Raw genomic sequence first — 20,269 nt, 5'->3', positions numbered from 1 at the left:
CCCGATTAGAGGACGACGGCGGTCCCGGAAACCGAAACCATCATCATCGAGCCCTGCGGGCCGACGGTGTTGTAGTCGAGGTCCACGGCCAGGATGGCGTTGGCGCCCAGCTTCTCGGCCTCTTTCATGAGGTTCTTCATCGCGTCCTCGCGGGCGCGGGCCAGGACGCGCTCATACGACTTGGAATGACCGCCAATGAAGTCGCGGATCGCGGCCAGCAGATCGAGCACGACATTGGCGCCCAGAATCGACTGGGCGTAGATCGCGCCCTTGTACTCCTGGACAGGGCGGCCTTCGATAAAGGGCGTCGTGGTGATCAGCATCCGAGAATCCTGGCGGACCGTAGGGTTAACTTAGGCGCAAACGCCGCCTTTCGCGAGGGGCTCCCTCCGCGCGCGAGACTTTCGATCACGACGTTCGCTCAATGCGGGAATCTGGACGTCCAGCCCTTCCTGCGGGGGCGGGCTTAAGGCAGATTGACCGCGTTTACCGTGTCCCGGAGCCCCTGCGTGATCTTCGCGAAATCGCATATCGAGCTGCACAACATCCGCAACAATGTCGAGCGGGTGAAGAAGCTCTCCGACAATGTCGTCGGCGTGGGGCCGCTGGGCGTGGGTCTGGATGGTCTGCTGACCTGGATTCCGGGGGCGGGTGAGCTCTACAGCCTGGGCGCGGGCGGTCTGATCGTGCTGGACGCGATCCGCGCGCGGGCGGCGCCGATGATCATCATCCAGATTTGCGCGATCATCCTGATCGATACGGTGGCGGGATCGGTTCCGGTGGCCGGCAAGGTGGCGGACGTCCTTTTTACGGGCCACAAGTGGTCGGCGGACATGTTGACCAAGCACATGGACGACACGATCTATTTCGAAGGGACCCGCAAGGAGGTCCAGGCGACGCAAGAGTATCGCGACCTTCTGGCCCGCATCCAGGCCGGCAAGGAAAAGCGGCGGGTCGTCTTCCTGGGCTAGAGGCAACAACCAAAGGGACGGAGCGTTGAGCCAAGCATGACTGACGATATCTCCGTCTCCGCCTATTCTGATCGTCACGCGGATCGCCGCGCCAAGGCCCACCGGGCGTGGCGATCGGCCGAAACCATCAAGGGTCTGTCCGATCGTCTGATCGGCCTTGGACCGTTCGGCCTGGGCCTCGACGGCGTGCTCTCGTGGGTGCCGGGCGTGGGCCCGCTTTACAGCGTGGGCGCGGGCGCCTTGCTGGTCTTCAACGCCATCAACGCCGGGGCGTCGTTGTCGACGGTCGCGCGGATGCTGGCCTATGTCCTGGCCGACACCGCCACCGACGCGGTGCCCTTCGCGGGCTCGGTGGTCGACATGCTGTTCCCCGGCCACCTGATGGCGGCCAAGGCGCTGCAGAAGGACATCGAGGCTCGCCACGGTCTGCCCGACGACATCGCGTTGGAGCGCTCCAAGAAGAAGCGCGGGCTGTTCCGCAAGAAGGGCGGCTAGCGGATGGGCGGCAGGTCGGCCAGGCAGAGCGACACGCTTGGCAGGACAAGCGCTGAAACGGTCTCGCGCGCCGTGTGATGCGTCACATCGCGGTAGACGCCCCCCGCCAGACCGCGATGCACGATCAGCGTGTCGGTGTTCACGTCCACGACCCAGTAGTCGCGAACCCCATGCTGGGCGTAAATCTCGGCCTTCACCGCCAGATCGTTCCGAAGGGTGGAGTGGGCCACCTCGATAACGAGCCCGACATTGGTCCCCGTCACGTCGCCCAGCGGCAGAGCCGCATCGTAGAGATAGAGGTCCGGATCGGGTGCGTAGGTCGGCGCCAGCCGCAGCGTCGAGTCGACGATGACTTCGACGGTAGGGCCTGCGGTCGCCATGAAGCGCTTCGCCAATTGCATCTTGATCCGCGTATGCGGCGTGCCTTCCGGGGCCATCTCGACCAGCGCTCCGTCGATCAGCTCAACGCGAGCGCTCTCGTCCAGAATCCCCGCCTCCTGCATGCGCAGGACATCGTCCAGCGTGAAGCGGTGCTGTTGCGAGGTCTCCAGCGCTCGAGCCAGGGCGTTCATGACCCTAGTCTAGCATGCCCGAGGCTGGTCGCACACTCGCTGGTCAGGCCGCGCCCTGCGTGTACCCCAGCTGCCGGTTCAGCTGATCCAGCAACTCGATGGCCGCCTCGGCGATGACCGTTCCCGGGGGGAAGATCGCCGCCGCGCCGGCGTCGCGCAGGGCCTGGAAGTCCTGGGGCGGAATGACCCCCCCCACGACCATCAGGATGTCGTCGCGGCCCTGCTTGGCCAGCTCGGCCTTCAGCTCCGGCGCCAGGGTCAGGTGACCGGCGGCCAGAGAGCTGGCGCCCACGACGTGGACGTCGTTCTCCACCGCCTGGCGGGCGGCCTCGGCCGGGGTCTGGAACAGCGGGCCGATATCGACGTCGAAGCCGAGGTCAGCGAAGGCCGTGGCGATCACCTTCTGGCCGCGATCGTGACCGTCCTGACCCATCTTGGCGATCAGGATGCGGGGACGGCGGCCGTCGGCCTGCTCGAACGCCTCGACCATGGCCTTGGCGCGAGCGGTGGTCGGGTCGTTGCCGGCCTCCTTCATATAGACCCCCTGGATCGACTTGATCTCGGCGCGGTGACGACCGAACACCTTCTCCAGCGCATAGCTGATCTCGCCGACCGTGGCCTTGGCGCGGGCGGCGTCGACGGCCAGGGCCAGCAGGTTGCCGTTCGCTCGCGCCCCGTCCTCCAGCGCCTTCAGCGCGGCTTCGGTGGCGGCCGGATCGCGTTCGGCCTTCAGGCGGGCCAGCTTCTCCAGTTGGGCGGCGCGCACGGCGCTGTTGTCGACCTTCAGCACCGGAATGTCGTCGGCGACCTCGGGCTTGTAGCGATTGACGCCGACCACGCTCTGCTTGCCGCTGTCGATGCGGGCCTGGGTGCGGGCGGCGGCTTCCTCGATGCGGAGCTTGGGCAGGCCTTGCTCGATGGCCTTGGCCATCCCGCCCAGCGCCTCGACTTCCTCGATATGGGCCAGCGCCTTCTGGGCCAGCTCGTAGGTCAGGCGCTCGACATAGTAGCTGCCGCCCCAAGGGTCGGCGACACGGGTCGTGCCGCTCTCCATCTGCAGGAAGAGCTGGGTGTTGCGGCTGATCCGGGCTGAGAAGTCGGTCGGCAGGGCCAGGGCCTCGTCCAGGCTGTTGGTGTGCAGGCTCTGGGTCTGGCCGTTCACGGCGGCCATGGCCTCGACGCAGGTGCGGGCGACGTTGTTGAACACGTCCTGCGCCGCCAGCGACCAGCCGGAGGTCTGGCTGTGGGTGCGCAAGGACAGCGAGCGGTCGTCCTTGGGATCGAACTCGCGCTTCATCAGGCGGGCCCACAGCAGGCGCGCGGCGCGCATCTTGGCCACTTCCATGAAGTAGTTCATGCCGATGGCCCAGAAGAACGACAGGCGCGGCGCGAAGGCGTCGATGCTCATGCCGGCCGCGACGCCGGCGCGGGCGTACTCGACGCCGTCGGCCAGGGTGTAGGCCAGCTCCAGGTCGGCCGTCGCCCCGGCCTCCTGCATGTGATAGCCGCTGATCGAGATCGAGTTGAACTTCGGCATATGGCTCGAAGTGTATGAAAAGATGTCGGAAATGATCCGCATCGAGGGCGCGGGCGGATAGATGTAGGTGTTCCGCACCATGAACTCTTTGAGGATGTCGTTCTGGATCGTCCCCGAGAGCTTGTCGGGGCTGACGCCCTGTTCCTCGGCCGCGACGATGTAGAGCGCCAGGATCGGCAGCACCGCGCCGTTCATGGTCATCGACACGCTCATCTTGTCGAGCGGGATGCCGCTGAACAGCGTGCGCATGTCCAGGATCGAGTCGATGGCGACGCCCGCCATGCCGACGTCGCCCTTCACCCGCTCGTGGTCGCTGTCATAGCCGCGGTGGGTGGCCAGATCGAAGGCCACCGACAGGCCCATCTGACCGGCCGCCAGGTTGCGCCGGTAGAAGGCGTTGGAGTCCTCGGCGGTCGAGAAGCCCGCGTACTGACGCACCGTCCACGGGTTGGTCACGTACATGGTCGGGTAGGGGCCGCGCACGAACGGCGCGACACCTGGGAAGCCGCCGGTGAAGTCCAGACCGGCGACATCCTGGGCGTCGAAGGCCGGAGCCACGGCGACGCCCTCGGGCGTGTTCCAGGCCTCGCCCTTCGGCGCGGCCGGGGCGGTGACCTCGGCGAAGTCGATCTTGGTGAAGTCGGGGAACGTGCTCATGAGCTCAGGCTCCCTCGAAGGTGGCGGCGAAGCGCACCGGCGTCAGGGCCGGGCAATGGCTGTCGGGGCCTGGCAGGCGGGCGTCAGGGCCTTGGACGGCGAAGGCTGAAGGATCGGGCGTCTCGACCTCCGGCGGCTTGTCGTCGGCGTTGGGGAAGACGGTGACGCCAAGGATCTTGCGGCTCTTGTCGGCGTAGGCGGCTTCTTGTGCGGCGCGCGTCTTGGCGACGGCGTCAGCGACGAGGCCGCTCTCCAGCGCCTTGATGACCCCGCCGGCGGCTTCGATGGCCTGGAACGACGCCCAGGCCGAGCGGGCCAACTGGTCGGTCAGGCTGTCGAGGTACCAAGCGCCGCCGGCCGGATCGGCGACGCGGCCCAGATGGCTCTCCTCCATCAGGACGAGCTGGGTGTTGCGGGCCTGGCGGCGGGCGAAGGCGGTGGGCAGGCCGATCGCGTCGGTGAAGGCGTCCAGCACGATGGCGTCCGCGCCGCCGACTGCGCCGGCGAACCCGGCCGAGGTCAGGCGCAAGAGGTTGGTCCACGCGTCGGCCTTGGCCAGCATGCGCCGCGAGGAGCGGGCCTCGATGGTCGGAGCGACGGTGACGCCGCACGACTCGGTGAGCCGCGCCCAGATGGCCTTGGCGGCGCGCACCTTGGCGACGCCGGTGAAGTATTCGCCGTCCAGGCTGACGCCCAGGACGATGCGGCCGAACGCCTCCTCGATCGTCAGGCCCGAGCGGACCAGGGCCTTGGCGTAGGCGAGCGCGCTGGCCGTCATCAGGGCCAGTTCCTCGACGTTCGAACCGCCCGCCTCGTGCGCGGCGCGGCCCGTGGCCAGGAACAGACTGGCCTTGGCGTAGATGGTCGACAGCCGGCTGGCTACCGTCGCGGCGTTGAAGACATGGCTCTCGATCGGGCCCGGGCTGACGCCGGCCTGGGCGAAGGCCGTCAACGGATCGAGATGGAAAGCCAGAGGCGCGTTGGGCGCGGCCTTGGCCAGCGTCGCCAGCCAGTCCGCAGCTTTCGGGCCTAGGAAACCCGCATCCAGCGCGACGGGCGCAAGGTCCAGCAAGACGCCCGACAGGGCCTTGGCGAGATCATCGGCCGAGCCGACTGCGACGCCGTTCGCGCCGGTCGGATCGATCTGCAGAAGCAAAGAGGCCGCCCCGCCTTCGAGGTCGGTCAGCACGTCCTTGGCCGCACGAGTCGGATCGGGATGGGCCGAGCGCATCCGCAGATCCCAGGGGCGGTCGGTGTCCCGGGCGCGCAGGTCGCGCGCCACGGCCACGCCGTCCTCGGCGGTGTAGAGGGGTTGGATCGTCAGGCCGTCCGGCGTCTTGACGGTAAGCGCGTCGTCGAAGCTTTGACCCTTCAGGGTCTTCTCGACCAAGGCCATCCAGCGCGCGCGGGTCGCCGCGTCGCCTTGGGCGCCGAAGTCCTCGGCCAGGGGCGTCATCGCCTCGGTCAAAGCGTCTCTCTCCTGCACTGCAGCATTCTTCTATTTTTGATCGTGATGCGCCCCTGCCGCTACGGCCGTCAAGCCTTGCATCTGGGCCAAACAGTTGTTTAAGCTGATCGCTGATCAGATATTCGGCGTCTCAAGCCGAACTCCAAAGGGGAGCTTCTTCATGGCCCTGCCGCCGATCCTGCGCGACCGCCTGCGCCTTCCGGTCATCGCCTCGCCGCTGTTCATCATCAGCAACCCGGACCTGGTGATCGCCCAGTGCAAGGCCGGCATCGTCGGGTCGTTCCCGTCGCTGAACGCGCGCCCGCTGTCGCAGCTCGACGAATGGCTCGCCCGGATCACCGAGGAGCTGGCGGCCTGGGACAAGGCCAACCCCGACATGCCGTCGGCGCCGTTCGCGGTGAACCAGATCGTCCACAAGACGAACAACCGCCTCGAAGACGACATCGCCATGTGCGTGAAGTACAAGGTCCCGCTCGTCATCACCTCGCTGGGCGCCCGCGAGGACGTGAACCAGGCGATTCACTCGTATGGCGGCATCACTCTGCATGACGTGATCACCGACCGCTTCGCCCGCAAGGCGATCGAGAAGGGCGCCGATGGCCTGATCCCGGTCGCCGCCGGCGCCGGCGGCCACGCCGGCACGCTGTCGCCGTTCGCGCTGATCCAGGAGATCCGCCAGTGGTTCGACGGTCCAGTCGCCCTGTCCGGCTCGATCGCCTCGGGCCGCTCGATCCTGGCCGCCCAGGCCATGGGCGCGGACCTGGCCTATGTCGGCTCGGCCTTCATCGCCACGAAGGAAGCCAACGCGGTCGAGGGCTACAAGCAGATGATCGTCGACAGCAAGGCCGACGATATTCTCTACTCGAACCTCTTCACCGGCGTGCACGGCAACTATCTGCGGCCGTCGGTCATCAAGGCGGGCCTCGACCCGGACAACCTGCCGGAAAGCGATCCGTCGAAGATGAACTTCGGCTCGGGCGGCAACCAGGAGGCCAAGGCTTGGCGCGACATCTGGGGCTGCGGCCAGGGCATCGGCGCCATCGACAACGTGCTGACCGCCGGCGAACTCATCGCCAAGTTCGCGGCCGAGTATGAGCAAGCCAAGGCCGAACTGGCGGCCAAGACGGCGCTGACCTCCGGAAAACACTTGGCTTTCGCCGCCGAATAGGCGGGTGGATCACGGGGACGGACGGGCTTCCGTCCCCGCGCGTCGCGGCGGCCCGATGCTGGGAGCGGATTTCAACCCCGCTCCCGGAGCCGCCCATGTTCGACGACGTCACGCCCCGCCTTGGCCTGCCCTATGTGGTCGCCGCCCAGGCCCAGAAGCACATCCCCATCAATGAGAGCCTCGCCCGGCTGGACAGCCTCGTCCAACTGGCGGTCGAGAGCCGCGCTGTCGCGGCGCAGCCCGCCAGCCCGGTTGCGGGCGGCGTCTGGATCCTGCCCGCCGGGGCCACCGGCGCGGCGTGGGCGGGTCAGTCCGCCGGGACCCTGATGCGGTTCGAGGCCGGCGCCTGGGAGCCGCTGATCCCTGGCGAAGGCGTCCTGGCCTGGGTCAAGGACGAGAACCAGATGGTCGCCTACGATGGCGCGGCCTGGACGTCGCTGTCGGCGACGTTCCGAAGCCTGACCGCCGCCGCCTCGCCGGGTCTCGCCAACACCCGGCTGGAGATTCTCGAGCAGGAGGTGACGCTCTCGGGCGCCTCGACAGCGACCACCATCGTCATCCCCAGCCGCGCCATCGTGCTGGCGGTCTCGACCCGGACCACGGCCGCGATCACCGGCGCGACCGCCTACAACTGCGGCGTCGCGGGCGAGGCCAGCAAGTTCGGCGGCTCGCTGGGCGTGGCCAAGAACGCCAGCAATGTCGGTGTCGTGGGGCCGACGGCCTATTACGCCGACACGCCCGTGGTGCTGACGGCGGTCGGCGGGAGCTTCGTCGGCGGTAAGGTGCGGGTGGCGATCCACGTCCTGCGCTTCGACGCGCCGGCCTCTGTCTGAACCCTCCCCCTTGATGGGGGAGGGCAGGGTGGGGGTGATCTATGGCCTATGTGGCTGACCGGCCGCATCACCCCCATCCCCGACCCTTCCCCCATCAAGGGGGAAGGGAGATTGACCTGATCCTCTTCAACCGCTAAACGCCGCCCACCTTTGGGGAGTAGCCGCCCGCGCCTATCAGCGGGCCCCGCCGTCAACACACTTGGTCTTCTGGATCATGGCGCGGGGAAGGGAAGCGGACTTGCAGCTTCCTTGGCGAGACCAATGGCGCCGATCGTCATCCGGGCCGGGTGGGGTATCGACGCTATTGGCATGCGCCCGGCCCGAGGACTGTTTTTCATGGAAAGCCTGCTCGTCTCGACCCTCGTCGTGGCCATCGCCGAGATCGGCGACAAGACCCAGCTCCTGGCCATCATCCTGGCCACGCGGTTCAAGAAGCCGATCCCGATCATCATGGGCATCCTGGTGGCGACCCTGGCCAACCACGCCCTGGCGGCCACAGCCGGCTACTGGGTCGCCGACTTCCTGAGCGGCGCCTGGTTCCGGTGGGCGATCGCCATTTCGTTCATCGCCATGGCCGCCTGGGCCCTGATCCCGGACAAGGCTGACGACGAAGAGGGCGACGCGGCTGGGCGCTATGGCGTCTTCCTGACCACCACCATCGCCTTCTTCCTGGTCGAGATGGGCGACAAGACCCAGATCGCCACCGTCGCCCTGGGCGCCAAGTTCCAGTCGATCGCCTGGGTCGCCGCCGGCACCACCTTCGGCATGATGCTGGCCAACGTCCCGGCCGTGTATCTGGGCGAGGCGGCCACCAAGGTCGTGCCGCTGAAGTACGTCCGCATCGGCGCGGCGCTGATCTTCCTGTTGCTGGGCCTGTGGCAGGCGGCGGAGTTGCTCGGGGTCTTGAAGTAACCCCGCCAAAGCGCGTCATCCCGGCCGTAGCGCGGAGCGCGCAGAGCCGGGACCCAGGGGCGGCGCGCTCGGCGCTTCGTCACCCCTGGGTCCCGGATAGCCTCTGCGAGGCTTCCGGGATGACACGGGTGGTGGAGGCGTTATGACGGGGGTGCGAAGGGAGCGCCGCCACCTCATGACCGCCACCGACCAAACCGCTCGCGGCTGGGAGTTCTGGATCGACCGAGGCGGCACCTTCACCGACATCGTCGCCCGTCGGCCCGATGGTTCGCTGGTGACCCACAAGCTGCTGTCGGAGAATCCAGAGCACTACGCCGACGCCGCCGTGGCGGGCGTTCGGGCGCTGTTGCCTGCGGGCGCTGTGATCGACGCGGTGAAGATGGGCACCACCGTCGCCACCAACGCTCTGCTCGAACGCAAAGGCGAGCCGACGGTCCTGGCGATCACCAAGGGGCACGCCGATGCGCTGCGGATCGGCTACCAGGCGCGGCCCAAGCTATTCGAGCGCCACATCGTCAAGCCCGAGGCTTTGTATGACCGCGTCGTCGAGATCGACGAGCGGATGAGCGTCGAGGGCCAGGTGCTGCGTCCGTTGGACGAAGGCGCCGCGCGGCGAGGCCTGCAAGCCGCCTACGACGCCGGCTTCCGCGCCGTGGCGATCGTGCTGCTGCATGGCTTCCGATTCACCGATCACGAGGCGCGGGTCGCGGTGATCGCGCGGGAAATCGGCTTTTCCCAGGTCTCGGTCAGCCACGAGGTCAGCCCGCTGATGAAGCTGGTCGGCCGGGGCGATACGACGGTGGTCGACGCCTATCTCTCGCCGATCCTGCGTCGCTACGTCGACCAGGTGGCGGGCGCCTTGGGTCACGAAACGCGGCTGCTGTTCATGCAGTCGAACGGCGGCCTGACCGACGCCCGCGCCTTCCGGGGCAAGGACGCCATTCTTTCCGGCCCCGCCGGCGGCGTGGTCGGCATGGCGCGGACGGCGGCCGAGGCGGGGTTCGACCGGGTGATCGGCTTCGACATGGGCGGCACCTCGACCGATGTCTGCCACTATGCCGGTCAGTACGAGCGGGCCTTCGAGACCGTCGTGGCGGGCGTGCGGATGCGCGCGCCGATGATGAACATCCACACCGTGGCGGCCGGCGGCGGTTCGATCTGCAGCTTTGACGGCGCGCGGCTGCGGGTGGGACCGGCCTCGGCCGGGGCGGTTCCGGGTCCGGCGGCCTATCGCCGGGGCGGGCCGCTGACCGTCACCGACTGCAATGTGATGCTGGGCAAGCTGCGGCCCGAGTTCTTCCCGAAGGTGTTCGGCCCGGGCGCCGACCAGCCGCTCGACGTCGCGGCCGTCACGCGCGGCTTCGAGGCCATGGCCGCGCAGATCGCCACGGCGACGGGCCGCGCGATGACCCCGCAGGCGGTCGCCGAGGGCTTCGTCACCATCGCCGTCGAGAACATGGCCAAGGCCGTGCGGCAGATCTCGATCCAGCGCGGCTATGACGTCACCCGCTATGTGCTGGCCTGCTTCGGCGGAGCAGGGGGGCAGCACGCCTGTCTCGTGGCCGACGCCTTGGGCATGACTAAGGTGATGATCCACCCCTTCGCCGGCGTGCTTTCGGCCTATGGCATGGGCCTGGCGGACCTGCGCCTGATCCGCGAGGAGACGGTCGAGCGACCTCTGGACGAGGCCGATGATCTGGCCGAGCGCGCGCGACGTCTCGCCGCCGAGGCCGAAGCCGCGCTGCGTGCGCAGGACGTTCCGATGGCGTCGCTCGAGACCGTGGCGAGCTTGCGGGTCAAGTACGCCGGCACGGACACGCCGCTGGTCGTTCCGTTCGGGGAGCCCGCCAAGGTCCGGACAGTCTTCGAAGAGCTCCACCAGCGTCGCTTCGGTTTCACCTCGCCGACGACGCCGCTGGTCGTCGAGACCCTGTCGGTCGAGGCGATCGGCCATGCGGATGCGGGCGAGCGTCCGAGTTTCGGCGCCAGTGCTGAGGGGGGCGCCCCGACGCCGCTGGCCACCATCGAGGCGCGGATGGCGGGCGAGGTCCACGCCACGCCGGTGTTCGACCGGGAAGCGCTGGCGGTCGGCGCCGAGGTCCCAGGGCCTGCGATCATTCGCGAAGCCACGGGCACGACGGTGGTCGAGCCCGGCTGGCGCGCGCGCGTCGACGCGCAACTGAACCTCGTTCTGGAGCGGACCGTCGCTTTGCCCAGCCGCAAGGCCATCGGCACGGACGCCGATCCGGTGATGCTGGAGGTGTTCAACAACCTCTTCATGGCCGTGGCCGAGGAGATGGGGTTCGCGCTGCAGAACACCGCCTATTCGGTGAACATCAAGGAGCGGCTGGACTTCTCGTGCGCGCTGTTTGATCGCGACGGAAACCTGATCGCCAACGCCCCGCACATGCCCGTGCACCTGGGCTCGATGGGCGACAGCGTGCGCGCGATCCGTGAGGCGCGGCGTGACGACGGGCGCGGCATGCTGCCCGGCGACGTCTATATGCTGAACGCGCCTTATAACGGCGGCACGCACCTGCCGGACGTGACGGTGGTCATGCCGGTGTTTGACGCGGAGGGCGCGCTTCGCTTCTACGTCGCCGCGCGCGGTCACCAGGGCGACATCGGCGGGATCACGCCCGGCTCCATGCCGCCCAGCAGCCGCACGGTCGAGGAGGAGGGGGTTCTGATCGAGAACTTCCTGCTGGTCGAAGGCGGACGCTTCCGTGAGGCCGAGACGCGGGCCCTGCTGGCCTCGGGCGCATGGCCCGCCCGCAATCCCGACCAGAACATCGGCGACCTCAAGGCCCAGATCGCCGCCTGCGCGCGGGGCGCCGAGGCCCTGACCGGGATGGTCGCCGAGTTCGGCCTGGACGTCGTCGAGGCCTATATGGCTCACGTCCAGGACAACGCCGAAGAGGCCGTCCGCCGCGTGCTGGCGACGATGACGAGCGGCGCCTTCGCCTATGAACTGGATGACGGCTCGGTGGTGAAGGTCGCGATCACGGTCGATCAAGCCGCCCGCACTGCGCGTGTCGACTTCACCGGCACCAGCGATCAGGTCCCGACCAACTTCAACGCCCCGGCCTCGATCTGTCGGGCGGCGGCGCTGTATGTCTTCCGCACGTTGGTCGACGACGAGATCCCCATGAACGACGGCTGCCTGCGGCCGATCGAGCTGGTGATCCCCGAGGGCTCGATGCTGCGCCCGCGCTATCCGGCGGCGGTGGTGGCGGGCAATGTCGAGACCAGCCAGGTGGTGGTCGAGGCCCTGTACGGCGCTCTAGGCGTCATGGCGGCGGCGCAAGGGACGATGAACAACTTCACCTTCGGCGATGATCGTCGACAGTACTACGAGACCATCTGCGGCGGTTCCGGCGCGGGGCCGGACTTTGCGGGGACGGACGCGGTGCAGACGCACATGACCAACAGCCGCCTGACAGACCCCGAGGTGCTGGAAGCGCGCTATCCGGTGCTCGTCGAGGCCTTCTCGATCCGGCGCGGCTCGGGCGGCGCCGGCGCCAACCGGGGCGGCGATGGTGTCGTGCGCAGGATCGGCTTCCGCGAGCCGATGACCGCGACCCTGTTGTCCAATCGCCGCCGCGTCGCGCCGTTCGGCCTCGAAGGGGGCGGGTCCGGCGCCTCGGGATCGGCGCGAGTCGAGCGCGCCGACGGTCAGGTTCAAGCCTTGGGCGCGACCGACCTCGTCGAGGTGTCTTCAGGCGACGCGATCGTCATCGAAACGCCCGGCGGCGGCGGGTGGGGGAGACACTAATGGCCAAGGCTGCGGTTCTGTTCGTCTGCATGGGCAACATCTGTCGCTCACCTCTGGCCGAGGGGGCGTTTTGCGCCGAGGCGGAGCGGCTTGGCCTGGACATCCTGGCTGACAGCGCCGGCACAGGCGGCTGGCACGCCGGTGCGTCACCGGACGCGCGCGCCATCGCTGTGGCGGGACGAAATGGCGTCGATATCAGCGGCCAGCGCGCGCGCCAGGTGCAAGCCGAGGACTTCCGGACCTTCACCCACATCTACGCGCTGGATCATGACAACCTGCGCGGCCTTCTGAACGTCGCGCCGGCCGATGCGACCGCCGAGGTGGGCCTCTTGCTGGACCTGGTGGAAGGTCACGCTGGACGCGGGGTCATCGATCCCTACTACGGCAACGACGCCGGGTTCGAGGTCGTCTGGAACGATGTCGTCATGGCCGCGCGGGTGCTGGCTCAGCGTCTGGTCGCCGAAGGCTGGACCTGAGAGGAACCCGCATCAGCCGCCGAAGCCGCCCTTGAACCCGCCGCTGCTGGCGTAGCTGCGCCCGCCGCCGAAGCCGCCGCGTGAGACCACCGAGGTGCGGGTCTGCACCTTCGGCGGCGCGTTGCGGATGACGTCCGGCGGATCGATGCTGGTCTTGCTGATGACCGTCTTGCCGGTGCCGTAGTCGCGACCCAGACGTCCGCCCCAGGTCGAGTAATATCCGCCGCCGTCGCGGTCATCGCGGCGATACATGCCGGTGCCGCGATAGTAGCCGCCGCCGCCGTCCAGCATGCGGCCGATGACGAAACCGGCGAGCATGGGCCCAAAGAAGCTTTGCCCGTTCTCACTGCGGGGCACGCAATTGCCAGCCCCATAGACCTCTTCACAGGTGGCGCGCGCATCGTAGCGCGGCGCTTTATCGGCGTCGTCCTTCTGGGCGGCGGCCCAAGAGGTCGCGCACTGCTCGTCAGAGACCTCGTTGGCCACTTGGCATTCGGCGAGGCTCTTATAGCTGAACGCCTCGACCTGTTCGCCGCGGTTCGGATCCCAGCTGGCCTGGGGCGAGGGATCGTCGCAGCCGGCCAGGGTCAGCGAGGCCGCGCCGGCCAGCATGGTGCTGAGCTTCAGGGACTGGGAGCGCTTGCGAGGAGCGGTCATGGCGAGATCCTCAGGCCGTCATGCAGGCGGCGTTGAGCAGGCCGACCGCGATGGAGATGCCGGCGAGGTAGATGCCGATCGAGACCTCGCCGCTTTCGATGCGCGCCTTGACATCGGGCAGGGCGACGATGCGAACGCCGGTGAAGGCGGCGATCTGGATCACGCCGGCGAGCGTCGCCCAGGCGGCGAACTCAGGCAGGCTGACGGTGTGGCTGAGCGCCGAGGCCAGTGGCAACACATAGCCGATCAAGGCGCCGGCCAGAGCGATGGCGGCCGCTATGTTGCCTTGCCGGATCAAGGCCCGCTCGTTGTAAGGCGTCACCCATTGATAGACGTACTTGAAGGCGATCGTGAACAGGCCCGCGACCACGAAGGCCAGCAGGAAGGCCACCGCTCCCGCCTTGAAACCGATGAAGTCGAACATCTGGCAGGCTCCCTCAAGAAGACCGGTCGACCAGCGCGTGCGGATCGAACGCTTGGCCTTTCAAAACTTAGGCTCGGAACTCGCCCACCGATAGCGGCAGGCCGATCATGGTCTCGTGGCTGACGTCCTTGCTGTCCTCGGGCTCGAGGGTCAGCGCCAGCAAGAGCTCACGGCCGTCACCGCCGAGCAGGTCTCTGTGGAACAGCATCACCGTCTGGAACAGGCGCCGATCGGGCGTCTGGGCGTCTCGCGCGTAGTAGACGTCTTCCCACAGGGTCACGGGATCTTGGCGTTCCGCCTCGTCGCCGAACCAGAGGCGTGTGTAGGCCGGCAGGCCCTCGGGTTGGAACGTGCGAGACCGCAGGCGTTCGCTCCAGAGTTCATGATCCGTGCGATCCGCCGGGTACTCGCTGGCCCAGGGCGTGAAGACGGTGAAATCATTGGCCTTCTGCCCTTCGCGGTCGTCGGAAACGACCTGAAACAGGATCTCATCGTCCGTGTAGAAGCGATGCACGAAGGCGCCGTCATTTAGCTGGATCAGGCCCTGCGCGGTGATCTCCAGCGTATCGCGATCGAGGGCGAACTTGGTCTCCGCGCCCAGTCGCCGCCAAGCCAGCGGGTCCAGCACCACGGTCCGGCCGATCGTCACGTTGCGGATGATGGGTAGGGCGGGGCCGGAGGGCTGGTCTTTGCGGCCGAAGAGTTTTCCGAACATCGCGATCGGCGAGGCCTCGAATCCTGGGCCGGCTCGCTTATCTGAGGGGCGAGGCCGGTTTCCCGAAAGCGTGCTTGCCCTCGGGTGAAGTCGGTCGCAGGATGACGTCGAACGGTGACTTGTCAAGCATACATGTTATGCGTACATGTAACGCATGCCTGCCAAACTGAAGAGAAGCGCTCAGGCCGCTGAAAGAACGCGGGCGTGGCGCGAAGCGCGACGGAACGCCGGCTTCGTGAAAATCGAGGTCTGGGCGCCGGCGGCGTGCAAGCCCGACATTCTTTCGGCCGTGCAGGCCATCGTCGTCGAGTCGGTCCGCGGACCGGCGCTACAGACCAATCCCAATCCCCCCAAGGGCGTCAGACACATGGACTCCGTTATCGACACCGCCTGGACGATCCACACCCTGCGCGATGCGCTGGTGGAAAGCGCGCTCGTGCGCGAGGACGAGATGACCGTCACGGTCGTCGAGGGCGTCGAGCCCGTGCTGATGGTGGTCATGCACGAATTCGGCGACCTGCCGATCTATGTCAGCGGCGGCGCGCTGCAGCTGGTCGTCTCGACCCTGCTGTGGGCCTGCGACGAGCAGAACGATCGCGCGGCGTTCAACGAGTTCCTGCTCAAGGCCCAGAAGATCGTGCCGCTGTCGAACTTCGGCATCACCACGGTCGACGGTCGTGACTATTACGAGCTGATGGGCGAGATCTCGTCCAAGACCACGCTGCAGACGCTGATCATCGAGCTGCGAACCCTGGCCGACAACGCCATCGCCGCCGCCAGCGACCTGCGCGATTCCTTCGAAAAGAGCCGCGTCGCGGCCGCCTAAAGACAGAGACCGGAGAACTTCGAATGTCGATCTGGAGCAAGCTCTCGGCCCTGTTCCGTGGCGCGGCGCATGACGGCGCGCAGACGGTGGTGGACGCCAACGCCCTTCGCATCCTGGACCAGGAAATCCGCGACGCCGACACCGCTCAGGGCAAGGCCCGGGACGAGCTGGCCAAGCTGGTCGCGCGCCGTCGAGCGCTGGAGACCGAGGTCGCCCAGCTGACCGACCAGTCGCGCAAGTACGAGTCCTCGGCCCGCGCGGCGATGAACAAGGGCGACCAGGCCCTGGCGCTGGAAGTGGCGCAACGCATCGCCGACCTCGAAAAGGACGCGGGCCAGAAGGCGACGCAGATGAACGAACTGCGCGCCGCCGAGGAAAAGCTGCGCACGGTGATCGCCCAGACCGACACCAAGGTTGAGGCGCTGCGCCGCGAGATCGAGATCGTCAAGGTCAACGAGAGCGTTCAGAAGGCTCAGGCGGCGGTGATCTCGCGCTCGGGTTCGGCCAGCGGCGTGGTCGGCTCGGCCGCCGATAGCTTGAAGCGCATCAAGGAGCGCCAGGCGGTTCGCGAGGAGCAGTTCCGGCTGCACAGCGAGTCGGAAGACCGCAAGACCGGCGCGGATCTCGACGCCAAGCTGGCGGCGGCGGGCATCCTGCCGGGCGCGAGCGGCGCCGAGGACGTGCTGGCCCGCCTGATGGCCCCGAAGGACGAGGCCCTGCCGGCCCCGATGCTGGCCATCGAGGACAAGCAAAAGGTCGGTCGGGACGGCTCGAACGCCTGATGCGTCGTCTGACCCTCAAGCCTCGGCGGGACTGGAAGTCCAAGGCCGAGGCCGTCGGCTTCACCTGGCATCACGCCGATGGCCGCCGCTACTGGGATGAGCGAGCGGCCTACGCCTTTACGCTGGAGGAGGTCGAGGGTCACCTGGAACCCGCGACCGAGGCGCTGCACAAGCTCTGCCTGGACCTAGTCGACGACGCCGTCAAAAGCGACGCCCTGATGGCCCGGCTGCAGATCCCGGAAGACGCCCGCGACTTGGTCGCCGCCTCCTGGAAGGCCCGCGATCCGTCGCTCTATGGTCGGTTTGACTTCTTCTACGACGGGGCCGGGCCGCCCAAGCTCTATGAATACAATGCCGACACGCCGACCAGCATCTATGAAGCGGCGGTGTTTCAGTGGCTGTGGCTGGAGGACATGATCCAGCAGGGCGCGCTGCCCGACGCCACCGATCAGTTCAACAGCCTGCACGACCAGTTGGCCGAGCGCTTCAAGGCGATCTTCCCGAACGGCGGCTTCGTCCACTTCGCAAGCGACCCTGACTTCGTCGAGGACCGTCAGACGGTGCGGTTCCTGGAGGACATGGGGCGGCTGGCGGGCCTGGAGCCCAAGTTCGTACCGACCACAGCGATCGGCCTCGATGCGGACGGCCGCTTCGTCGACCAGGACAATTACATTATCGGCGCGCTGTTCAAGCTGTATCCTTGGGAGGACATGCTGCGCGAGCCCTACGCGGCCAGCATCGCGGGCTCCAAGACCCTGTTCCTCGAGCCGCCCTGGAAGGCGGTTCTGTCGAACAAGGCGATGCTGCCCCTGCTTTGGGAGCGGCATCCGGGGCACCCGAACCTGCTGGAGGCCTATTTCGACGACGATCCCAAGGTCGCGCGGCTGGGGTCCAGCTACGCCCGCAAGCCGCTGTTCAGCCGCGAGGGCGCGAACATTGAGCTCTGGAAGGACGGCCGCAAGGGCAGGGTGCTCGACCAGGGCTACGGCGGCGAAGGCTGGATCCGTCAGGAACTGAAGCCGCCGCCGCGATTTGGCGCGAACTATCCGGTGATCGGGTCCTGGGTCATCGGCGACCAGCCGGCAGGCGTAGGCGTGCGCGAGGATCGTGGCCGCGTGACGCGCGACCGCTCGCGGTTCATCCCGCACATCATCGAAAGCTAAAGCGCGCGGAGAATCCGCACGGCTTCCGCGACCGCCGCCTGATCGGTGTCGCGCAGTTCAGGCGGCACGAAGCCCATCGCGCCCAGCTTCGAACCTGGCGCGGCGCCAGGGATCGGGCCGCCGAATGAACCATGGACTTCGCGCACGCCGGTGCGACGGACCAGTTCGGCGATGTTTCCAGGCCTGACCCCCGCGCCGGCCAGGATGCCGATGCGTCCTGCGGCCTGCTCGACGAGGGCGGCGATCTGTTCCGCACCGGCCTCAGCGGTCAGGGCGCCGCCAGAAGTCAGGACCCGCTCGAACCCCAGCTCGACGGCGATCTCAAGCGCCTCGGCCTGATCCGGAACGAGGTCGAACGACCGATGCAAGCTCATGCCCAGGCCTTGGGCGTGGGCCACGAGCGCTTGCAGGACGGGGAGGTCCAGCGCACCGTCCGTGCGGTTGGCGCCGATCACGACGCCGGCCAGGCCGTAGGCGCGCACCGTGTCGATGTCGCGCTTGATGGCGTCCACATCGCGCTCGTCGTAGCAGAAGTCGCCGTTGCGGGGCCGGATCATCGGATAGATCGGGATCGGCGCGGAAGCCGCCTGCGCCATCAGTCCCGGCGCCGGGGTCAGGCCTTGAAGGGCGAGCGCCGCACATAGTTCGATCCGATCAGCGCCGCCGGCGATCGCCGCCGCCAGTCCTGCGGGCGTATCGACACAGACTTCCAGAAGGATGTGTTCGGGGCTCATGCTGGGCTCCAGGCGGTGCTACGGATTCGGCGCGGTCTTGTTGGAGCACACGGATGTTGAATCGTAGAGGCCTGATCGGCGCCTCCCTCGCGGGTTCGGCGATGCTGAGCGCGGGGCGGGCGACAGCGCAGGGGGGCAGCGTCAACCTCACAGGACCCGGCGTGATCTCGACCTGGGACTTCGGCGTCGCCGCCAACCAGGCGGCATGGACTGTCCTGTCCAGGGGCGGCCGGGCGCTGGACGCTGTCGAGGCGGGCGCGCGGGTTCCCGAGCAGGACCTGAAGAACCACAGCGTCGGCCGCGCCGGTTATCCGGATCGGGACGGGAATGTCTCGCTGGACGCCTGCATCATGGACGAGCTGGGCAACTGCGGCGCGGTGGCGGCGCTGGAACACATCGCCCATCCGATTTCAGTCGCCCGTCGGGTGATGGAGAAGACGCCGCACGTGATGCTGGTCGGGGCTGGGGCGCTGCAGTTCGCGCTAGAGCAGGGCTTCCCGCGCGAGGAGCTCCTCACGCCAGAGTCCCGCGCAGCCTGGGAGGCCTGGAAGAAGGAGGCCAATTACAATCCCAAGGCCAACAGCGAGGTCCTGGACTACGGCAAGACCACGGGGCAGCTGGGCACGCCGGGCGGCGCGGGCAATCATGACACGATCGGCATGCTGGCCATCGACGCGAAGGGCGACATCGCCGGCGCCTGCACGACCAGCGGCATGGCCTGGAAAATGCGCGGACGTGTCGGCGACAGCCCGATCATCGGCGCGGGCCTCTATGTCGACAACGAGGTCGGCGGCGCGACCTCAACCGGCGTCGGCGAAGAGGTGATCCGCAATGTCGGCAGCTTCCTGGTGGTCGAGCTGATGCGTCAGGGGCGCTCGCCCGAGGCGGCGTGCCGCGAGGCTGTCGAGCGGATTCTCAAGAAGAAGCCGCACGCCAAGGACATCCAGGTCGGCTTCCTGGCCGTAAACAAGGCGGGCGAGGTCGGAGCCTGGGCGATCCAGTCCGGGTTCAGCTACGCGGTGTGCGACGGTCGCAAGCAAGACCTGCTCGTCCCCGGCAAGGCGACCTATTCGGCAGCCCGGTAAAGTGGATAGGCGAACGGATAACGCGGTTATAGCGTGCCGGTCCCAAACCTCAGGAGGAGACCGCCATGTGCGATGATGAAATCCACCCCGGCCTCATTCAGGACCCGACGATCTCGCGGCGTCGGTTCGGTCTGCTGACCGCCGCCCTGACCGGCGTCGCCACGGTCGCACATGCCGACGACTCGGTCGTGGAGAAGGATGTCGAGGTCAAGACGCCCGATGGCACGGCCGATGCGGTGCTGTTCTATCCCAAGGGGAAGGGCAAGTGGCCGGCGGTGCTGGTGTGGCCCGATATCTGGAGCCTGCGCCCGGTGTTCCGTCAGATGGCCCGTCGCCTGGCGTCCTCGGGCTATGTGGTCCTGGTTCCCAACCTTTATTACCGCACCAAGAAGGCCCCGGTGATGGAGGGCGCTATGAGCTTCGCCAATCCGCAGGACCGGGAAACGATCTCGGCCCTGGCCCGGACGGTGACGCCGACGACCGCTGTCACCGACGCCGTCGCCTTCGTCGCCTATCTCGACGCCCAGCCGCAGACCAACAAGGCCAAGCGCGTCGGTGTTCAAGGCTATTGCATGGGCGGGCCGCTGGCTTTCCGCACCGCCGGCTCGAACGCCGCGCGGATCGGCGCGGTGGCCAGCTTCCATGGTGGCGGCCTGACCGCCGAAGGCCCGGATAGCCCGCAACTGCTGATCCCCAAGACCAAGGCGGACTATCTGGTCGCCGTCGCCGACAATGACGACAAGCGCGATCCTGCCTCGAAGGACAAGCTCAAGGCCGCCTTCGCCGAGGCCAAGATCAAGGCGACCGTCGAGGTCTATGTCGGCGCCAACCACGGTTGGACCGTGCCCGGCAGCCAGGCCTACAACGAGCCGGCGGCGGAGAAGGCCTGGACTGAGCTGCTGGCGCTCTACAAGTCGGCGCTGTAGCCACACTGAGGACGGCCGCGCCCGACGCGGCTGTCCTCTATTTATCGTACAAAATGATTGATAGCGCTATCATCGCCGTGTAGCCGTTGCTCC

The 20,269-nt window shown here is 67.7% G+C and carries 20 protein-coding genes and 1 riboswitch; of the genes, 12 read left to right on the top strand and 8 right to left on the bottom strand.

The genetic code is table 11. The features are described from left to right. Positions 1-5: 5 nt before the first annotated feature. Positions 6-323, bottom strand: a complete 318-nt coding sequence (locus J2X45_RS06345; protein ID WP_096052012.1) for a YbjQ family protein — start codon at positions 321-323, stop codon at positions 6-8. 186 nt (positions 324-509) lie between these two features. On the opposite strand from J2X45_RS06345, the gene J2X45_RS06340 reads away from it, so the two are divergent. Beyond that, positions 510-971 (top strand): DUF4112 domain-containing protein, encoded by a 462-nt coding sequence (locus J2X45_RS06340; protein WP_310212690.1) that lies wholly within the window; start codon positions 510-512, stop codon positions 969-971. Between the two features lie 36 nt (positions 972-1,007). Beyond that, the gene (locus J2X45_RS06335; RefSeq protein WP_310212687.1) at positions 1,008-1,466 is read left to right on the top strand and encodes a DUF4112 domain-containing protein; all 459 of its coding nucleotides are present in this window, start codon (positions 1,008-1,010) and stop codon (positions 1,464-1,466) included. Here J2X45_RS06335 and J2X45_RS06330 read toward each other — a convergent pair. Genes J2X45_RS06330 through J2X45_RS06320 form a run of 3 tightly spaced genes read right to left on the bottom strand, consistent with a single transcriptional unit; the run spans position 1,463 to position 5,688 of the window. After that, entirely contained in the window at positions 1,463-2,038 is a 576-nt protein-coding gene (locus J2X45_RS06330; protein WP_310212683.1) for a Uma2 family endonuclease, read from the bottom strand. The genes J2X45_RS06335 and J2X45_RS06330 overlap by 4 nt on opposite strands. Positions 2,039-2,081: 43 nt before the next feature. After that, positions 2,082-4,232 (bottom strand): methylmalonyl-CoA mutase, encoded by a 2,151-nt coding sequence (gene scpA / locus J2X45_RS06325; protein ID WP_310212680.1) that lies wholly within the window; start codon positions 4,230-4,232, stop codon positions 2,082-2,084. Positions 4,233-4,236: 4 nt separating this feature from the next. After that, positions 4,237-5,688 (bottom strand): methylmalonyl-CoA mutase subunit beta, encoded by a 1,452-nt coding sequence (locus J2X45_RS06320; RefSeq protein ID WP_310213583.1) that lies wholly within the window; start codon positions 5,686-5,688, stop codon positions 4,237-4,239. Between the two features lie 172 nt (positions 5,689-5,860). Here J2X45_RS06320 and J2X45_RS06315 point away from each other — a divergent pair, with 172 nt between their 5' ends. The 5 genes from J2X45_RS06315 to J2X45_RS06295 all read left to right on the top strand — a co-directional run bounded on the left by J2X45_RS06315 (position 5,861) and on the right by J2X45_RS06295 (position 12,864). Then, complete coding sequence (locus J2X45_RS06315; protein WP_310212678.1) at positions 5,861-6,868, top strand: nitronate monooxygenase family protein; 1,008 nt, start codon at positions 5,861-5,863, stop codon at positions 6,866-6,868. A gap of 95 nt (positions 6,869-6,963) precedes the next feature. Next, entirely contained in the window at positions 6,964-7,701 is a 738-nt protein-coding gene (locus tag J2X45_RS06310) for a DUF2793 domain-containing protein (protein ID WP_310212675.1), read from the top strand. A 140-nt stretch (positions 7,702-7,841) separates the two neighbouring features. Further along, positions 7,842-7,951, top strand: a riboswitch (yybP-ykoY riboswitch). Between the two features lie 86 nt (positions 7,952-8,037). Next, a complete protein-coding gene (locus tag J2X45_RS06305; protein ID WP_310213581.1) occupies positions 8,038-8,613 on the top strand; it encodes a TMEM165/GDT1 family protein in 576 nt (191 codons plus the stop codon). A gap of 175 nt (positions 8,614-8,788) precedes the next feature. Then, entirely contained in the window at positions 8,789-12,388 is a 3,600-nt protein-coding gene (locus J2X45_RS06300; protein WP_310212673.1) for a hydantoinase B/oxoprolinase family protein, read from the top strand. Beyond that, positions 12,373-12,864 carry a low molecular weight protein-tyrosine-phosphatase gene (locus tag J2X45_RS06295; protein WP_310212670.1) on the top strand — a complete coding sequence of 164 codons (492 nt, stop codon included), beginning with the start codon at positions 12,373-12,375 and terminating at the stop codon, positions 12,862-12,864. Before J2X45_RS06300 ends, J2X45_RS06295 begins: the two co-directional genes overlap by 16 nt. A gap of 12 nt (positions 12,865-12,876) precedes the next feature. Here J2X45_RS06295 and J2X45_RS06290 read toward each other — a convergent pair whose 3' ends face one another. The 3 genes from J2X45_RS06290 to J2X45_RS06280 form a co-directional block, all read right to left on the bottom strand. Beyond that, positions 12,877-13,521, bottom strand: coding sequence for a DUF1190 domain-containing protein (locus J2X45_RS06290; protein ID WP_310212667.1), 645 nt, complete (start codon positions 13,519-13,521; stop codon positions 12,877-12,879). A 10-nt stretch (positions 13,522-13,531) separates the two neighbouring features. After that, complete coding sequence (locus J2X45_RS06285; RefSeq protein ID WP_310212664.1) at positions 13,532-13,945, bottom strand: DUF350 domain-containing protein; 414 nt, start codon at positions 13,943-13,945, stop codon at positions 13,532-13,534. 67 nt (positions 13,946-14,012) lie between these two features. Continuing rightward, positions 14,013-14,666 (bottom strand): YjfK family protein, encoded by a 654-nt coding sequence (locus tag J2X45_RS06280; protein WP_310213578.1) that lies wholly within the window; start codon positions 14,664-14,666, stop codon positions 14,013-14,015. Between the two features lie 148 nt (positions 14,667-14,814). Here J2X45_RS06280 and J2X45_RS06275 point away from each other — a divergent pair, with 148 nt between their 5' ends. The 3 genes from J2X45_RS06275 to J2X45_RS06265 are packed head-to-tail and all read left to right on the top strand — an operon-like array spanning position 14,815 to position 17,431. Continuing rightward, positions 14,815-15,486, top strand: coding sequence for a YjfI family protein (locus J2X45_RS06275; protein WP_310212662.1), 672 nt, complete (start codon positions 14,815-14,817; stop codon positions 15,484-15,486). Positions 15,487-15,509: 23 nt separating this feature from the next. Next, the gene (locus tag J2X45_RS06270) at positions 15,510-16,268 is read left to right on the top strand and encodes a PspA/IM30 family protein (protein ID WP_310212660.1); all 759 of its coding nucleotides are present in this window, start codon (positions 15,510-15,512) and stop codon (positions 16,266-16,268) included. After that, a complete protein-coding gene (locus tag J2X45_RS06265; protein WP_310212658.1) occupies positions 16,268-17,431 on the top strand; it encodes a glutathionylspermidine synthase family protein in 1,164 nt (387 codons plus the stop codon). The genes J2X45_RS06270 and J2X45_RS06265 overlap by 1 nt, the downstream gene beginning before the upstream one ends. On the opposite strand, the gene J2X45_RS06260 is transcribed toward J2X45_RS06265, so the two are convergent. Then, positions 17,428-18,165, bottom strand: coding sequence for a copper homeostasis protein CutC (locus J2X45_RS06260; RefSeq protein WP_310212656.1), 738 nt, complete (start codon positions 18,163-18,165; stop codon positions 17,428-17,430). The two genes, J2X45_RS06265 and J2X45_RS06260, sit on opposite strands and share 4 nt — an antisense overlap. A 53-nt stretch (positions 18,166-18,218) precedes the next feature. Here J2X45_RS06260 and J2X45_RS06255 point away from each other — a divergent pair, with 53 nt between their 5' ends. Together J2X45_RS06255 and J2X45_RS06250 are read left to right on the top strand one after the other, a co-directional pair. Beyond that, positions 18,219-19,250: a N(4)-(beta-N-acetylglucosaminyl)-L-asparaginase gene (locus J2X45_RS06255; protein WP_310212654.1), complete on the top strand. Its 1,032-nt coding sequence runs from the start codon at positions 18,219-18,221 to the stop codon at positions 19,248-19,250. Positions 19,251-19,315: 65 nt separating this feature from the next. Then, a complete protein-coding gene (locus J2X45_RS06250; protein WP_310212652.1) occupies positions 19,316-20,176 on the top strand; it encodes a dienelactone hydrolase family protein in 861 nt (286 codons plus the stop codon). Positions 20,177-20,269 lie beyond the last annotated feature (93 nt).

Source organism: Caulobacter sp. BE264, assembly GCF_031457805.1.
In the GTDB taxonomy this organism is placed as follows: domain Bacteria; phylum Pseudomonadota; class Alphaproteobacteria; order Caulobacterales; family Caulobacteraceae; genus Caulobacter.
This window is presented reverse-complemented; position numbering and strand designations above follow the sequence as displayed.

Excerpts from the sequence above, each read along its gene's own strand:
- J2X45_RS06305 (WP_310213581.1), top strand. The coding sequence starts at position 8,038 with ATGGAAAGCCTGCTCGTCTCGACCCTCGTCGTGGCCATCGCCGAGATC.
- J2X45_RS06265 (WP_310212658.1), top strand. The coding sequence starts at position 16,268 with ATGCGTCGTCTGACCCTCAAGCCTCGGCGGGACTGGAAGTCCAAGGCC.
- J2X45_RS06310 (WP_310212675.1), top strand. The coding sequence starts at position 6,964 with ATGTTCGACGACGTCACGCCCCGCCTTGGCCTGCCCTATGTGGTCGCC.
- J2X45_RS06300 (WP_310212673.1), top strand. The coding sequence starts at position 8,789 with ATGACCGCCACCGACCAAACCGCTCGCGGCTGGGAGTTCTGGATCGAC.
- scpA (WP_310212680.1), bottom strand. The coding sequence starts at position 4,232 with ATGAGCACGTTCCCCGACTTCACCAAGATCGACTTCGCCGAGGTCACC.
- J2X45_RS06330 (WP_310212683.1), bottom strand. The coding sequence starts at position 2,038 with ATGAACGCCCTGGCTCGAGCGCTGGAGACCTCGCAACAGCACCGCTTC.
- J2X45_RS06290 (WP_310212667.1), bottom strand. The coding sequence starts at position 13,521 with ATGACCGCTCCTCGCAAGCGCTCCCAGTCCCTGAAGCTCAGCACCATG.
- J2X45_RS06345 (WP_096052012.1), bottom strand. The coding sequence starts at position 323 with ATGCTGATCACCACGACGCCCTTTATCGAAGGCCGCCCTGTCCAGGAG.
- J2X45_RS06255 (WP_310212654.1), top strand. The coding sequence starts at position 18,219 with ATGTTGAATCGTAGAGGCCTGATCGGCGCCTCCCTCGCGGGTTCGGCG.
- J2X45_RS06320 (WP_310213583.1), bottom strand. The coding sequence starts at position 5,688 with ATGACGCCCCTGGCCGAGGACTTCGGCGCCCAAGGCGACGCGGCGACC.
- J2X45_RS06275 (WP_310212662.1), top strand. The coding sequence starts at position 14,815 with ATGCCTGCCAAACTGAAGAGAAGCGCTCAGGCCGCTGAAAGAACGCGG.
- J2X45_RS06260 (WP_310212656.1), bottom strand. The coding sequence starts at position 18,165 with ATGAGCCCCGAACACATCCTTCTGGAAGTCTGTGTCGATACGCCCGCA.
- J2X45_RS06335 (WP_310212687.1), top strand. The coding sequence starts at position 1,008 with ATGACTGACGATATCTCCGTCTCCGCCTATTCTGATCGTCACGCGGAT.
- J2X45_RS06270 (WP_310212660.1), top strand. The coding sequence starts at position 15,510 with ATGTCGATCTGGAGCAAGCTCTCGGCCCTGTTCCGTGGCGCGGCGCAT.
- J2X45_RS06315 (WP_310212678.1), top strand. The coding sequence starts at position 5,861 with ATGGCCCTGCCGCCGATCCTGCGCGACCGCCTGCGCCTTCCGGTCATC.
- J2X45_RS06250 (WP_310212652.1), top strand. The coding sequence starts at position 19,316 with ATGTGCGATGATGAAATCCACCCCGGCCTCATTCAGGACCCGACGATC.
- J2X45_RS06285 (WP_310212664.1), bottom strand. The coding sequence starts at position 13,945 with ATGTTCGACTTCATCGGTTTCAAGGCGGGAGCGGTGGCCTTCCTGCTG.